The sequence below is a fragment of the Prevotella sp. 20925_1_30 genome, assembly GCF_041433025.1.
In the GTDB taxonomy this organism is placed as follows: domain Bacteria; phylum Bacteroidota; class Bacteroidia; order Bacteroidales; family Bacteroidaceae; genus Prevotella; species Prevotella vespertina.
In genome coordinates this window covers 102,248-117,060 of record NZ_JAPWAR010000006.1, presented here as the reverse complement: position 1 = coordinate 117,060, position 14,813 = coordinate 102,248, and the positions used below count along the sequence as shown (strand labels likewise).

Below are 14,813 nucleotides of genomic sequence, written 5' to 3'. Positions count from 1 at the left end.
TTGAAATGCGTATGGATTGAGCGCAGGACAGCTCATCTCGATTTAAAGAGGGCATCTCTTGGCTGTGAGAAGAGCCTTTCATTGAAGTGAGAAGACGCCCTTCTCGATATGAGAAGGGCGTCTTGCCGTTGGGAGATTAATGATGAATATTATCCACAACTTGCAATAGATCACGACCCCGTACATGCTTATTTGCAAATAGACGAATGATATTCTGGAAAGGAGCTGGCATCTGTGCAAAGTCGCTATTATCACAGTCAAAGACTGTACGCCTATTTACATTAAGCCATACACATACATCTCCTTGACCATAATGTTCAACGTCTTCGTTATAACTTATATATTCCTCTGGATGCTGATGAATGAAAGCAACAATACTATCATTCGCCTCCTGGGATAACTTAAAACTAACTTCATTCTTAGAATCAAACCCGCCCCCGTCTACACTCATCATCCGTGTCCGTGTGTTATATTCGAACTCATAGTTTGGAAGAGACCTTCCGTAACACGATAAATGACCATTGAGAACATAGTTTCGTTCCTTCATTAGATAAGACTTACGCAGGTTTAGGACTTCCTTCTGATGCCGCTTATATAATAAGGAGTCAGTAATAAAAAGGTTATAAGCCTTCATACCTCGACCTTCATCAAGCTTATTATCCGACCATGCAATCAGTACTCCCCATTGATCATAGAATTTCCATTGTGCTGAATCAGGGATTATCGGTGATTCTCTGAGGAGTTCTGTATACCTCACCTTATTTACTATTCCTCCCCTATCGCATACGAAGAAAGAGCCAACAGAGGCATAACCATTTGTGATAATATGGTTCTTATCCTCATACCACACAGTTTTTGGAGCTTCAATAGTGAACAAAAGCAGACCGATAAACCAAACCACAAACACAATCCCACTAATGAGGATTATCGCTAAGACACCTAATATCTCATTATAGTTAAAGGTCTTCTTGATGACTCTCACTATAGGATAAAGCCATATAGGAAGGGTGCAGAGCATGCCATAATACAATATGCTGTCTAAGACAACATTGAGCTGCAAGTCATCAGACAGGCACATGTGCAATATCCACCAACTGAAGCACAGTAGGACGTGTAGTAAGAAGATGGAATATACAATCCGCTTAGTTGTCATAACAATCAGCATTTGTTACGAACAAGGAACATACTCCTTTATTCGTGCGTGATAAATCGTTGCTCGGCTAACTGCTCGTACTTCGTACCCTTACGACCATAGTTAGCGTACGGATAGATACTGATTCCCCCACGAGGAGTGAAGATTCCTGTCACCTCAATATACTTAGGATCCATAAGCTTAATGAGGTCCTTCATGATAGTATTCACACAGTCTTCATGGAAATCACCATGATTACGGAAGCTAAAAAGATAGAGTTTAAGACTCTTACTCTCAACCATTCGCTCGTCAGGGATGTATGAGATACGTATCTCAGCAAAGTCGGGTTGTCCCGTAATAGGGCACAGACTCGTGAACTCCGGACAGTTGAAACGCACCCAATAGTCATTCTCTGGATGCTTGTTCATAAACGTCTCCAACACCTCTGGCGCATAATCCATTCTGTATTGGGTTGCAGAACCTAACGACTGCAAGCCCTCTTCGTTTCTTTCCATAATCATTTATATTGTTTTACTTGCAAAGGTAATACATTGTTAGTAAACTACAAACACCTTCTCAAGATATTACCAAAGAAGATGACCTACCTCTCCTTTTGTTGTCTCCGATATTCAAGAGGACTGCAACCAAGCCGTTCCCGCACGTACTTCCCAAAGAAGCTTGTGTTAGGGAAGCCTAATAAGTTACTAATCTCCTTCACACTCATATCCGTTGTGCGTAGGTAGTTGCTGATAGCAGGTCGACTAAGAAGCCTACAAAGAACCTTGCACTTGAGATTCAACAAGCTTACGACCATTAGAACTAACGCCTGTTAGAGCAGTTTCTGACGTACAGGACTACTCTCACACATTGACATCTTATATGAAAGTCGGTAATGTAGAACTAAAAGTAATCGTCTTATCAACTTTAAGAAAGTAAGTAAACAATGAGAAAAGACATACTATTATTTCACTCGCTCATAATGAGTCTCACCGCAAACACGCAACAGAAATTCACTTTTTAGTAGGTTAAAGAGTGTACTATGATACATACTATCTGTATTTGAACTACTAACAACACTATTTTCCAAGCTTCAAAATGACTTTTAAGCTAATGAACTACGAAAAAAGGGGATGTGTCTTCTGATTGACACATCCCCTTTCTTTCGCCTATCCACTTATGTTTATTGCAAAGAGAAAATCTTCCATATACTATAGTTCACACCGTTGTCATAAACATCTTCGCCTTCATGTTGCTTTAACTTCTTTACTACACGGATAGTGATAGGCAAGGCTATTACCTCATAAAGCGTCTTTAAGACCACCTGCCAGAGCATTAGTTTGGGCAATTCAGGAGTTGGAACAACACCACCCAACGCCAATGGGAAGAAGATAAGAGAGTCAAGGCTCTCACCAGCAATGGTACTCAAGATGGCACGCCATGAGAAATGACGACCTCCATCACGTAGTTTCATCTTACTCATTACGTAGGCATTAGCGAATGAACCCACAATGAAAGCTATGAAAGAAGCCGCTGCCACACGTGGAGCAAGACCAAAGATAGCATGGAATCCTGCTTCATTCGTCCAATAAGGGGCACCCGGAATCCAGTCGCATAACGCTCCCATCGCCACGAAGAAGAAGTTCATTGCAAAACCCGTCCATATTAACAGACGTGCTTTTTGGAACCCCCATACCTCACAAACACAGTCGTTGATGATGTAAGAGATGGGGAAGACGATGAGTCCACCCGTCAATGAGATACCTAACACAGAGATTTGCTTTGTCTCGAGCGTGTTTGCCGCAATAAGGCAAACGCAGAAGAGGATGCTGAAAAGCATAAACAGCACACTCACTTGTTGTTTACTTTTTATCATTGTCTTGTTTTGTTAAAGGGGGTTGAGCAAGTACCCCTATTCAATTAAGCGGCTGCAAAGGTACGCTTTTTATCTGAACTACCATAATAAGCCCTAAAAAAAAGCTAAATACACGTGGAGATAATCATATTTTCATTACTTTTGTAACCAAAATATAAACCAAATGAAAGATATGAAGAAAATCATTTTAATGACCATGTTGGCTGCTACAACACTTGCTGCTAGTGCGCAAGATACAAAGCCATACGAGAGTAAGATGTCGCAGATTGAGACTGAATATAATAAGTTGAAAGCTGAATTTGAAGTCCTCAAACAGAAAGATCCATCTACATTTACTGATGCAGACAAGGCTAAGATTGGAGAAATCATGGCAAAGGCTGACTCACTAGATAGTGTTCAGTTGGCTACTGTACTAGAGATTGCAGAGAAGTTCAAGACTACTACTTTCCCTGCAAAATATATTGCGGAGGTGGCTGACGGGCTAGAATATGCCGATTTGAAGAGGTTATGTGACCCATCAACGGGCTATTACAATGCGCCAGAGATGAAGAAAGCCAAAGATTTATATGAGATGTATAAGCTACGCGAACCAGGCTCTATGTATAAGGAGTTGGTAATGACCGACCTCAATGGTAAGCAAATGAAGCTAAGCGATTGGGCAGGTAAGGGTAAGTATGTGTTCGTCGACTTCTGGGCTAGCTGGTGTGCACCTTGCCGCAAGGAGATGCCTAACGTTGTGGAGGCTTATAAGAGATATAAGGACAAGGGGTTAGAGATTATTGGCATTAGTTTCGATGACAACAAACTCAAATGGTCATCTGCTGTTGAGAAGCTCGGTATGACTTGGCCTCAGATGTCTGACCTTAAAGGCTGGCAGTCTGCTGCTGGTAAGGTTTATGGCATTCGTTCTATTCCTTCAAACATACTCCTCGATAAGGACGGCAAAATCATTGCAATGGATCTAAGAGGTGAAGCTTTGCAGACAGAATTAGCAAAGTTATTGAAGTAATATATATAATGTGTGTCAGATAGCTGCGCTATTTGACACACATTATTTAATAACACAACACGACCATATAGCCGATAAACACTATTGTAAGGACGACTCCTTCCCACCTTGCAATCTTATACTTCGTGAAGGAGAAAAGCCATACTAACAGCGTTGAGACCACCATCATTGAGAGGTCTAACATCGTTATACCTTGCAAGTGCATAGGAGTAATTACACCTGTAACGCCCAAGATAGCAAGAATATTAAACACATTCGAGCCTAAGACATTGCCAATAGCAATGCCACTATTGCCTTTGCGCGCAGAAACAACACTTGTTGCTAACTCTGGTAGGGAAGTTCCTCCAGCCACAATGGTTAGTCCGATGACTGCTTCCGACACACCGATATGCTCTGCCACCTTCGTTGCACCTTCCACAAAAAGGTTACTACCGCCTATCAGACAAGCTAATCCAACGATTATCCATACGATAGAAAGCCATGCTGCCATAGGTTTTTTCTTATCTTCAATGGGGTCTGTCTTAGCTGTGGTATCATCGTCTTTCGTCTTAGCACCCTTCAAGGTGACATACATAAAGACAAGGAATAGCACGAAGAGGATGCCTGCATCCAACCTACTAATATTACCATCAAGACACATTATTAGTAATACAACTGAGGCAAATAATGCAAAAGGTATATCCTTCCGAACGGTAGACTTCAAGATAGTCATAGGTGCTACCCACGCAGAGACACCAACTATCAACAGCGTATTAAAGATGTTCGAACCAACGATGTTACCTACAGCCAAGTCGGTAGTACCTTTGAGTGCAGACACAAGACTCACACAAAATTCAGGCATACTTGTGCCCATCGCAACTATTGTTAACCCTATCACAATCTGTGGCATCTTCATCTTCTCAGCCACTGCTACAGCCCCGTCTGTCAGTCGGTCGGCTCCCCATAAAACGAGCACAATACCCACGAAGATAAATAAAACATTTAGTATCATATACTTCTTACTCTTTTGGCAGGCAAAGATACAAATAAAAAGCAATATGCCAAAATGTTAGTTCTGCATCAGTCACTTGTACTATACGATGCAGTCATTGGCTATTTACGATAGGGGTTACTTGCTTACATGACATATTTTTATTACTTTTGCTCCTTATTAATATGCGCCCATATAAAGAAAAGGAAACATAAATAACATCTAGGAAGATGGAAAGCAATATACTATTATACAGCAGTGATAGCGGAGAGGTAAGCGTGCAAGTACGTTATGAAGATGGCACATTTTGGCTAACACAGAAGCGTATGGCAGAGCTATTTAGCGTAGATGTGCGTACAGTGAACGAACACTTACAGAATATCTTCGCCTCTGGCGAGATTTCAGAAGAGGGAACTATCCGGAAAATCCGGATAGTTCAGATGGAAGGGAAACGGAAGGTAGAACGTAATGTCACATTCTATCCTTTAGAAGCTATTATTGCTGTAGGCTATCGCGTCAACTCAGAACAAGCCACCCATTTCCGTCAATGGGCAACAAAGACTCTTAATACTTTCATAACAAAAGGATATGTCCTTGACAAAAAGCGTTTAAAGCAAGGTGAACAATTTGGACACGATTACTTCAAGGAGTTACTTGAAGATATTCGTGAGATACGTGCCAGTGAGCGACGTTTCTATCAGAAGATTACCGATATCTATGCTTTAGCAATCGATTATGATAAGAATGCGATAGAAACCAAACACTTTTTCGCATCAGTACAAAACAAATTACATTGGGCTATATCAGGTCAAACAGCTGCAGAGATAATCTACGATAATGCAGATGCGGAACGACCACACATGGGATTAACAACATGGAGGCATGCCCCTGATGGTAAAGTAATGAAGTCGGATATAACAATAGCAAAGAATTATCTCAGCCAAAAGAATATGGTAGCAATCAATCGACTCGTATCTGCTTATCTTGACTTAGCAGAGGATCGAGCCGAACAAGAGATACCTATGAGGATGGAAGATTGGAGCAAACTATTAGATGGATTCCTCACTATTGCTGGGCGTCCTATATTAGAAGGGACGGGGAACGTTTCTGCATTAGAGGCTAAACTAAAGGCTGAACATGAATATGCTATATTCCGAAAAAGGCAAGATACAGAATACATATCAGACTTTGACAAAGAAATAAAACGCTTAAAAGGAGATAAAACAGACAACTAAGAACCAATTCCTCACACCTTACTTCTATTCAAAGAGACACTCTTCTTGACATGAAGAGAGCCTTTCCTTACAACAAGGAAACGCCCTTCTCAATTAGAGAAAAGCGTCTCCTTATATTTCTCGTCAGGCACTTCCACTCCCAGAAGGGGCTGGAGGAGGTTCTATATATACTCTTTAGCCAGCAAGCCCACGTCGATTAAGAATCTTAATGATCTTACCCTTAATCTCTATAGCACCCTCTTTCTCCAAATCGGAAAGCACACGCAAAAGAGAGAACTTCTGTATTCCGAATGAATCAGCAATCTCTTGACGTGAGCGTTCAAGGTGTATCTCATTACTACCCTGCTCTCCTGCACGCTCCAAAAGTAGGTAGGCTACCTTCTCACGGACGGTAAAGAGACTAAGAATCTTCATCTTTTGCGTAAGGAAAACATCTATATTAGAAAGGATACGAATGAAATTCATGCGGATAGCATCATCGTTATCAATAAGTGACTTCAGGCTATCGGGCTTCATACGAAACAACTCCACACGCCCATCAGTCTCGACACTAACGGGTAAACTTCGGTCTTTAGAGAAGATGAAAGCAGGTGCAACAAGATTGCCACTACGCAGTCGGCTCACCTCTACTTGCTTACCTGATAGGGCTGCCATACGGCATATCAACACACCACTCACCACAATATCTACTGATCGACAAGGCATTCCTGCCAATGCATAAACATCATGCGGAGGTAGAGAAACCAGCTGATGTGGAACGTTCCCCAGCGTTATTTCTATCTCAATATCACTCATCCCTGCAAAGAGCGGACAGGCACGAAGGGCTTTCATAACATTACTTTCCATGCCTGCAAAGATACAAAGAATACTCGTAATCTTATACTTTTAACGTGCTTTAACCCGATATGGTCACATTTGTTACTCCCCTCCTTCCGTTATTTTTAATACTTTTGCAAACAAGAACAAGATAACAATTTAAAGATATGTCACAGGAACAATTCAAAACAAATATCCCTTTCGAGACATGGGATCTAGACTTACTTGTTGATTACGTATTGAAGTTTCATCATCGTAATACACGTAAATATGGTGACGAACTATTAGAGAGACTGAACCAATTAGCAGCTAATCACCCAGAATTAGATCGTGTTGCAGATCATTTCCGCAATAGTATTGCAGACTTAGACTTGCATTGCCAGAAAGAAGAGAACGTACTCTATCCTTTCATCCTAGAGCTTTTCAATGCAGCGGAATTGGGTCAGGAGCACGCTCCGTTCCACTGTGGTTCTATCCAATTCCCTATCAATGCAATGATGGCTGACCATAGTGATGAGATTGAACGACACGATCGTATTGCAGAACTAACTAATAACTACACGGCCCCAGAAGGTGCAGAACCTGAATATGTAAAGGCTTTAGCAGACTTAAAACAGTTCCGCAATTATCTCTTGGAACATATCTATGTGGAAAACGAAGTGATATTCCCGAGAGCATTAGCTATAGAATAAGGTTCTTAAAAAGAGTAGATTATGAAACTAAAACGTGTTTACTTGCCAGCAGAAGAAACCGATGGTTATCGAATACTCGTAGACCGATTGTGGCCAAGAGGCATTAGTAAAGAGAAAGCGAAGATTGACCTTTGGCTGAAAGAGGTTGCTCCGAGCAATGAATTACGCAAGTGGTTCGGGCATGACCCAGAGCGTTTCAACGAGTTTACCGAGCGTTACAAAGCAGAGTTACAAGCATCTGGCGCATTGGAGGAGTTACGTCAAGCCATCCAAGAACATCCTAATGCAACACTACTTTATGCGGCACATGACGAGCAACATAACAATGCCGTCGTCCTGCAAGAACTACTCGAAACGAAATAACAGAATGGAGAGACTATGCCTGAAGATATGATCGATCTCATAGTTCGGTATAGTCTCTTTCGTTCCTTATTTTAATCTTTTATGATATAAAATCTCTCATTCTTTCGTTATTTCAATTATTCTTCTTACCTTTGCGCCCAGTTAAACGAGAATTAACTTGCAATAACAACAAATGAGAGCAATAAAGTATCTTAATACAACCCCATCCACATGCGCCTTATATAATAAAGGTGTAAGTGAGGCTGTATATACACAAGATACTTTAACAAAGAAAATCGAGAAAAAGGCTGCAAATTATTTGGTAGTTCCAAATAATTGTATACTCTCTCTCTCTCTCTCTCTCTCTCTCTCTCTCTAGTAGAGCAGGCGTAAATTACACATTTTTTTCTTCTCGCGTACGCGCGCGCGAAGCGTGCCGTAACCCCTGTAAACAAAGGACTTTTAGGAGTTTCCTTTGTTCTTTTTTTGTGTCCGTACCTAAACCGAATTATAGAGAAATTAAGCACGAAATAACAACTATTTTTAATCAATAAAAGCAATGAGAAAAAAGAAACTGAAAAGGGAGTATTTTGCTCCGTGGTGTACAATTACAATGGTACAGGCAGAGTGTCCCTTACTAACGGGGTCTATTCATGTCACTGTTAATGAGAACTCCTCAAATGAACAGAACTGGGACTATGATAACCAGTTTGAAGGAACTCCTCATAAGAATGGTAGTAATCCTGACGATAGCTGGTTCGGAACAACGAGTGAAGTTGCTCCTTAAAATGACGACTAAAACAAATTACTGTATTAAACAAAAAGAACAATGAAAAAGAGAGTTTATTTATCGGCGCTTTTTAGTGCTATGTTTCTGATTCTTTTCTCAGCTTGTAGTAGCGATGATAATATGGATAAAGGACAGACTGTAGATGTAGCCAAGAACATCATTTTTAAGATGAACTTTGTTGATTATAACGCAGGAGATTCCATTGAGGGAAAAACGCGTGCGTCACAGACCGAACCAGCTAAAAAGCAGATTGTCCCAATGGGAGATTTCTTTGCAGAGGTTAGTTTAGAACGCGACACAACAAAAACATCTAAGAAAGAACAAGCTGCAACAACACGTGCTCTTGCTGACGGAAATTACCGTGTATATGCTTATCAAGGGAGTGTACAAAAAGGAATGATCACAGGAACAATGGCAAGTAACACTTTTACTCCAGATGGAGGTATTGATGGAATGTCACTTTTACCTGGCACCTATACTTTTATTTGTGTAAATGATGGCATTGATGTCTCAGGCAGTCTTTGGAAAGTATCACAATCTGATATTGAGAAGGCTAGAATAGGTGTCGCTGAAAATGTAAATATTGCAACTTCCCCCAAATTGCAAAAAGTAACTTTTGACATGAAGCATGTTGGCTGTCGAGTTAGACCAGTGATATATGCTGAAGGTTACAGAGCATTGGGAATACAAGCTACACTTTCTTCTGTCAATGACATTCCACAGCAAGTTATGTTTGACCCTACTACGCGTGCATATTCATACGGAAACACAGCAGCGTTCTCTGCAAATATAAATAATGATTATGCTTATGAATATATGTGGCCACGGAAATATCTGTACGTTTGTCCTGGAGCCAAAATCGCAGATTTCAAGATGACTCTTAACAGCGGAATGGGATTCAATATCCCTATTACAAACAAACGAACCTGGACATTTAGTAATCAAACAATGATGCAAGAAAATGGTTCTTATATACTCCATATCACATTGAAATACAACTATATTTACCTCTACAGTGATGGTACAACTGGCCAGTATACCGATGCAGACTTTTCTTCCCATACCCCAGTCGGTATGGTTGTAAGCAGAAGTAAGAGACTAGCTATAGCTTTAAAGGATGCGGCACATTGGAATGATGCTGGTGGGACTGGATACCCCTGGAGCACTCTAAATGAACAAAGTAATCCTAATACAAGTACTGTATTGAACAATCATTTAAATGATTTTAATGGTGAAGATTATAGTTATTCTTCAACTTATGCAAAAAATGGTGTCCTGCGTGCTAATGATGCTGTTAACTTCCCAGCTTTCCATAAGGCTGCAACTTATGATGCTGGTGTTATGCTGACGGGAAGTCTCAGTAATCATAAATGGTTCTTACCTACAATTGCAGAGTGGGATCTTTATGTGAAGAACCTAAGGCTATCTAATAGGCAGTTTGCAGAACCTACTACTGATTGGATGTCATTTGCCGATGAGTTTGGATTTAAACGTGGAGGTGGAGAACCTTTGTATTATTATGAAAAGACAGTTCCAATAGGTATCCCAAGTTTGGTTTATGGTGGTGGATATATGTCTGCATCAGAATATTCAACGAATGATTATTTTGCTATGATGTTCTCTATTTCGGCAACACATCCTAACCCTTGGACCTCAGATGTAGCATATACTAAATATCTAGACGGCTCATATGATGCGCCAAAGAACAATGCATTCGGTTTTAGAAATTTTTCTTATGTAGCAATTCGTCCATTTATTCACTATTAATAATATTTTTATTGTTCTGAATTATCTCTAAAATGTCTATTGATTGTTTAGAATAGCTGGAACTATTTCTTAATGACATCAATAATATTACCATCTTATTATCACCCCCTCCGCAAGTTTAAGGTCTCTGGCTTGCGGAGGTTAACAAGAGGAGACCACCTTAAAGATGATATGGCAAACAAACCAATCCAGTTCTTCTTGAAAGAACAGAAACTGAACATCGGTAAGCAGGCTGGAAAGACTGTAATTGTTGCTCGTCCAACTGGTAGGCACCGTGTAGACTTCCGCAACTTTTGCGAACGCATTGCTAAGTCAACAACCTTTAATGCGCAGGAGGTGGCAGCAGTGCTCAACCTTGCTAGCGAGACCGCTCGTGACATCGTAGCCAATGGTGACATTGTGGAGTTTGGCGACATGGGAACGTTGACTCCCTCGTTTAAGAGTAAGGCAGTAGAGAGTGTTGAGCAGTTTCGTGCACAGCAGCATATCGAGAAACCTGTTATAAAGTTCCTTGCTTCTGCTAAGTATTTCACTCTGAATGATGTTACGTATGAGCAAGTAGCACCAAAGGAGAAGAAAGAAAAGAAAGGAAAGAAAGAGAAAAAGAAAGCAGAAGGAACAGAGCCTTCAGGTCCTGTAACAGAAGGATGATAAAAGATTTTTGAGATTCTGCTAAAACAACAAAAAAATTGTTCGCGAAGAAATTCGAAATTCTTCGCGAACAATTTTAATTTTCTTCGCGAAGATTTTTTTTGCGTTGCTTATAGGAACATTGTAGCAGAAGAACAAGGCTTTAGGCAGAATGATATAAGAACACATTTCTTATAACAGGTTCTGCTTTTAGATAAACGTGCCACGGGAGCATTTATTAGATTGATTCAGGGTATCAATCGTTCTGTAATAAGACAATCGATTATATTAATTGTGAAATTAATGTCTTTCAAAACTAGTGTATTAATTTGGTTCTCTCGCTTCCGTGGTACGGCCTCACCCCCAGCCCCTCTCCTACAGAGAGGGGGGCGCCTAACGGGGTGAGGCTTTTGTGTGAGACAGAGGAACATGGGATTTGGAGACATGGTAACAGAAGAACATAGGGGGATAGTAATATGGTTTTAGACAGAATGACAAAGAGACATATTTTTCAATGACATAGGTTTTGAAGACAGAGTAACAGAAGAACATAGGGGGATAGTAACATGGTTTTAGACGGAAGGACACAGAGACATAATTTTTCAATGACATAGGACTTGAAGACAGAGTAACAAATAAACACAAGACATTAGTAACAGAGTTTTTAGACAAAAGGACATAAAGACATTGTATTTTAATGACAGAGATTTAAAAACATAATAAGTCTAAGTTTGTAGCAAGAAACTTAAAGCTGTCATTATGTCTTGCAAAGTAAGTACGTGTAGACAATTTGGCACATATTGGCTAGTGGTATGCTCCTTGCATTATGGTCAGTACAAAAACGATAATAATAACATAAAGTAAAGGAGATGAAAGATATGTATAGAAATTCATGGTTACCAGAAGTTTTTAATGACTTTTTGAATACAGCAAATATGCCTAAGACAAATGCAACAGCACCAGCTATCAACGTACTGGAGTCTGAAAAGGAATATACAGTGGAACTTGCAGCACCTGGACTAAGCAAGGAGGATTTCGATGTAAACATCAATAGTGATGGTGACTTAACCATTAAGATGGAGAAGAAAGCCGAGGAGCAAGAGAAGAAAGGTCATTACTTGCGTCGTGAGTTTGCTTACAGCAAGTATGAGCAGACACTGATTTTGCCTGATGATGTACAAAAGGAGCATATCGCAGCACGTGTTAATAATGGTGTGTTGACGGTTGTTTTGCCTAAGATTCAGGTTCAAGAGCAGAAGATTGCAAGGCAGATTGCTGTAGATTAAAGATTTGAAAGACTTTGAGATAAAGTCTAGTTGTCTAGTTATTGATGAAAGAAGGATTATACTGAATTGAATAAATTGTGATGTTAAAAGCCCCAAGTACGCTTGTACTCGGGGCTTTTTCCTTATTCTAACACTTAGTTGCTCTAAGCGTTTTATATGATTTCAATTACTTTCTGTCATCGATGTTATCACCCTCGGTAGGCTTCATATCCTCTTCAAAGTTGGTTTCTCCTGCCTTTACAAGGATCTCATACCACTGAAGAAGTTTCTTGATATCGCTGTTGTGAACGCGGTCACGATCAAAGTTAGGAAGCACCTCTCCAAAGTAAGCCTGTAGCTCCTTTGCAGATGCCTTACGCCAATTAAGGGAAGCAACTTTGCCATTCTCTTTATCACGCAACTTAGTCAATATTTCGCCCAATGGCACATCCTCGCTATCAGTGAACATTGCAATATCAGCAAGACTGGTTACTCTGTCGGTAGCAAAAGCTGGTTGACGCTTGTGCGTCTCATCGAGTGATTCAACGATAAGATTCGATTTACCACGGCTAACCAACTTATAGAGTCCTGGTTTGCCTGCAATTGAAAGAATTGTCTGTAACATTTTCTTATAAATTGTTTATTGTTAAATTATTCTGAATTAATAACTCTCTTTATTCTTAAGAACGGTTCTCTGTGGAAGATAGTTGTGTGAGCAGGGAGTCTATCTGCTGGTCTAATGATTGTATTCCATCATTGATAATTTCATAATCACTACGCTTCAAGACTTCTTCTTGCGGTAACTGTCGGTTTATCCAATCGAGGGTTTTCTCTCTGCTGATAGCATCCCTTTGCATAACACGCTGTATGCGCACTTCTATCGGAGCAGTGACACACACCACCTTATCTATATGTGTGCGCTCGCAGAAACGACTATCGAAGAGGATGGCACTCTCTATCCACGACATTCCTGATTGTTCGAAATCACGTGCAACGGCAGGATGAATAATATTATTAACAGCCTGCACATGGGCATCATCACGAAGGAGATAATCGGCAAGAACAGCTTTCTGCAATACACCTTCTTTATATACATGCTCGCCAACTAACAGCTTTAAATCCTTTTGTAACTGAATTGAAGTGCGCATGAGTAGCTTAGCATGGGCATCACAATCATATACCTTTATACCTCGCATAGCTAATATTTGGCACACATAGGACTTACCACTACCAATACCACCTGTTATTGCAATAATCATCGCTGCTCAATTAAATAATCAACAGTATTGACTGACGGACGAACATTTCGAACACCATTAGGAGTATTGAGGATATATAAGCGGCATTTGTCCGAATGGGTAGATTCTATATCCTTATAATTAACGACAATGCGGAAGTCTACGGGCAGTAATTCCTTTGTCTCCGCATTCTTCGGCATACTACGCATACGATAAGCACCAACGACAAAGCGAACCTTTACCTTACTTGGGAATGTGCGCATTACCTTGTCTTCTGGCATGTTGATAGCCTCTATTGGTACTTCAACGCTTTCTTCCGTAAGGACATCAGGGTAGAGTTTCATCTTCACTTTCGATGGTATGCACTTCGCATTCGTGAACTTCCGAAGATCAATCGTCATCTCCTTCACGTCGGTGAAATTGGTAATATACTGACGTTTGGTATAGACCGTTTGAATGCTGTCCAATACATTCCTAGCTGCATAAACCTGTACACTATCGGGAACAAAGTCGACGTGTGCTAGATAATAATTCTTACCTGGCACTACCGTTCCTAATAAATGCACAGGAACTTTCTTATGTTGTCCGAAGTTGAAAGAAAACGAGAGTTTACCACCTTTGACCGAGGTTATCTTCGAGCTTTTAGCCAACTGAAGATAAATTTGTTTTTGAAGATCTGCGACAGAAATATCGCCCCGGCTGTGCCCATCAGTATAGAGTCTATAGTCTGCATAAATGGGGCGGAAAGCATCCTCTGCACCATAAGCAGCTATCATATAGCCTTTATCGCGAACCGTAAAACGAACAACAGAATCAGGATCACTCGTAATAACAACATTACGAGGGACGTCTGCCATACGAAGTGGTATGCTAAACTCCCGCTCATAGGTTTCATTTAGCGTCATAATAAGCCAAAATCCACCACTTAATACAAGGAAGAACAAAAAAATCAGAAACTCCTTGTTGATGATTATCGACAAGAAGCTTCTGAAGAGATTGAGTGTATGCAGCGATTTGCCTATCTTCATCAAATAAATTACTCCTTTATGAGATC

Annotated in this window: 18 protein-coding genes; 9 read left to right on the top strand and 9 right to left on the bottom strand. The window is 40.4% G+C overall.

Translation table 11 applies throughout. The features are described 5' to 3' along the window. Positions 1–136: 136 nt before the first annotated feature. From O3603_RS04425 to O3603_RS04410, 4 genes are all read right to left on the bottom strand, one after another. Positions 137–1,153, bottom strand: a complete 1,017-nt coding sequence (locus tag O3603_RS04425; RefSeq protein ID WP_371520947.1) for an endopeptidase — start codon at positions 1,151–1,153, stop codon at positions 137–139. Positions 1,154–1,191: 38 nt separating this feature from the next. After that, the gene (gene queF / locus O3603_RS04420; RefSeq protein ID WP_371520944.1) at positions 1,192–1,647 is read right to left on the bottom strand and encodes a preQ(1) synthase; all 456 of its coding nucleotides are present in this window, start codon (positions 1,645–1,647) and stop codon (positions 1,192–1,194) included. Positions 1,648–1,733: 86 nt separating this feature from the next. Further along, the gene (locus O3603_RS04415) at positions 1,734–1,946 is read right to left on the bottom strand and encodes a helix-turn-helix domain-containing protein (RefSeq protein ID WP_257884557.1); all 213 of its coding nucleotides are present in this window, start codon (positions 1,944–1,946) and stop codon (positions 1,734–1,736) included. 366 nt (positions 1,947–2,312) lie between these two features. Beyond that, on the bottom strand, positions 2,313–3,005 hold the full coding sequence (locus O3603_RS04410; RefSeq protein WP_371520941.1) for a queuosine precursor transporter: 693 nt from the start codon (positions 3,003–3,005) through the stop codon (positions 2,313–2,315). A 163-nt stretch (positions 3,006–3,168) separates the two neighbouring features. Here O3603_RS04410 and O3603_RS04405 point away from each other — a divergent pair, with 163 nt between their 5' ends. Then, positions 3,169–4,014 carry a TlpA family protein disulfide reductase gene (locus O3603_RS04405; protein ID WP_371520937.1) on the top strand — a complete coding sequence of 282 codons (846 nt, stop codon included), beginning with the start codon at positions 3,169–3,171 and terminating at the stop codon, positions 4,012–4,014. A 46-nt stretch (positions 4,015–4,060) separates the two neighbouring features. Here the strand turns inward: O3603_RS04405 and O3603_RS04400 are convergent, their stop codons facing one another. After that, complete coding sequence (locus O3603_RS04400; RefSeq protein ID WP_371520934.1) at positions 4,061–5,005, bottom strand: calcium/sodium antiporter; 945 nt, start codon at positions 5,003–5,005, stop codon at positions 4,061–4,063. A 209-nt stretch (positions 5,006–5,214) separates the two neighbouring features. Between O3603_RS04400 and O3603_RS04395 the strand changes: the two genes are divergently transcribed. After that, positions 5,215–6,219: a virulence RhuM family protein gene (locus O3603_RS04395; protein ID WP_371520930.1), complete on the top strand. Its 1,005-nt coding sequence runs from the start codon at positions 5,215–5,217 to the stop codon at positions 6,217–6,219. A 174-nt stretch (positions 6,220–6,393) separates the two neighbouring features. Here the strand turns inward: O3603_RS04395 and O3603_RS04390 are convergent, their stop codons facing one another. Further along, the gene (locus O3603_RS04390) at positions 6,394–7,065 is read right to left on the bottom strand and encodes a Crp/Fnr family transcriptional regulator (RefSeq protein ID WP_004382486.1); all 672 of its coding nucleotides are present in this window, start codon (positions 7,063–7,065) and stop codon (positions 6,394–6,396) included. A gap of 137 nt (positions 7,066–7,202) precedes the next feature. Between O3603_RS04390 and O3603_RS04385 the strand changes: the two genes are divergently transcribed. From O3603_RS04385 to O3603_RS04355, 7 genes are all read left to right on the top strand, one after another. Beyond that, positions 7,203–7,727 carry a hemerythrin domain-containing protein gene (locus O3603_RS04385; protein ID WP_371520927.1) on the top strand — a complete coding sequence of 175 codons (525 nt, stop codon included), beginning with the start codon at positions 7,203–7,205 and terminating at the stop codon, positions 7,725–7,727. A gap of 21 nt (positions 7,728–7,748) precedes the next feature. After that, positions 7,749–8,090 (top strand): DUF488 domain-containing protein, encoded by a 342-nt coding sequence (locus O3603_RS04380; RefSeq protein WP_314519559.1) that lies wholly within the window; start codon positions 7,749–7,751, stop codon positions 8,088–8,090. Between the two features lie 172 nt (positions 8,091–8,262). Continuing rightward, positions 8,263–8,448, top strand: a complete 186-nt coding sequence (locus tag O3603_RS04375; protein WP_371520923.1) for a hypothetical protein — start codon at positions 8,263–8,265, stop codon at positions 8,446–8,448. Between the two features lie 180 nt (positions 8,449–8,628). Beyond that, the gene (locus O3603_RS04370; protein ID WP_371520921.1) at positions 8,629–8,856 is read left to right on the top strand and encodes a hypothetical protein; all 228 of its coding nucleotides are present in this window, start codon (positions 8,629–8,631) and stop codon (positions 8,854–8,856) included. Between the two features lie 42 nt (positions 8,857–8,898). Further along, positions 8,899–10,626, top strand: a complete 1,728-nt coding sequence (locus tag O3603_RS04365) for a hypothetical protein (protein ID WP_371520918.1) — start codon at positions 8,899–8,901, stop codon at positions 10,624–10,626. A gap of 171 nt (positions 10,627–10,797) precedes the next feature. After that, positions 10,798–11,277, top strand: coding sequence for a histidinol phosphate phosphatase (locus tag O3603_RS04360; RefSeq protein ID WP_371520984.1), 480 nt, complete (start codon positions 10,798–10,800; stop codon positions 11,275–11,277). Positions 11,278–12,134: 857 nt separating this feature from the next. Continuing rightward, positions 12,135–12,542 (top strand): Hsp20/alpha crystallin family protein, encoded by a 408-nt coding sequence (locus O3603_RS04355; RefSeq protein ID WP_018910646.1) that lies wholly within the window; start codon positions 12,135–12,137, stop codon positions 12,540–12,542. Between the two features lie 166 nt (positions 12,543–12,708). Here the strand turns inward: O3603_RS04355 and O3603_RS04350 are convergent, their stop codons facing one another. From O3603_RS04350 to O3603_RS04340, 3 genes are read right to left on the bottom strand one after another with little or no spacing between them, the layout of a single operon-like run. Then, positions 12,709–13,146 (bottom strand): DUF5606 domain-containing protein, encoded by a 438-nt coding sequence (locus tag O3603_RS04350; protein WP_004382481.1) that lies wholly within the window; start codon positions 13,144–13,146, stop codon positions 12,709–12,711. A 55-nt stretch (positions 13,147–13,201) separates the two neighbouring features. Next, positions 13,202–13,780 (bottom strand): dephospho-CoA kinase, encoded by a 579-nt coding sequence (gene coaE, locus O3603_RS04345; protein WP_371520915.1) that lies wholly within the window; start codon positions 13,778–13,780, stop codon positions 13,202–13,204. Then, a complete protein-coding gene (locus O3603_RS04340) occupies positions 13,777–14,787 on the bottom strand; it encodes a CdaR family protein (protein WP_009434883.1) in 1,011 nt (336 codons plus the stop codon). Before O3603_RS04340 ends, coaE begins: the two co-directional genes overlap by 4 nt. Positions 14,788–14,813: the final 26 nt, after the last annotated feature.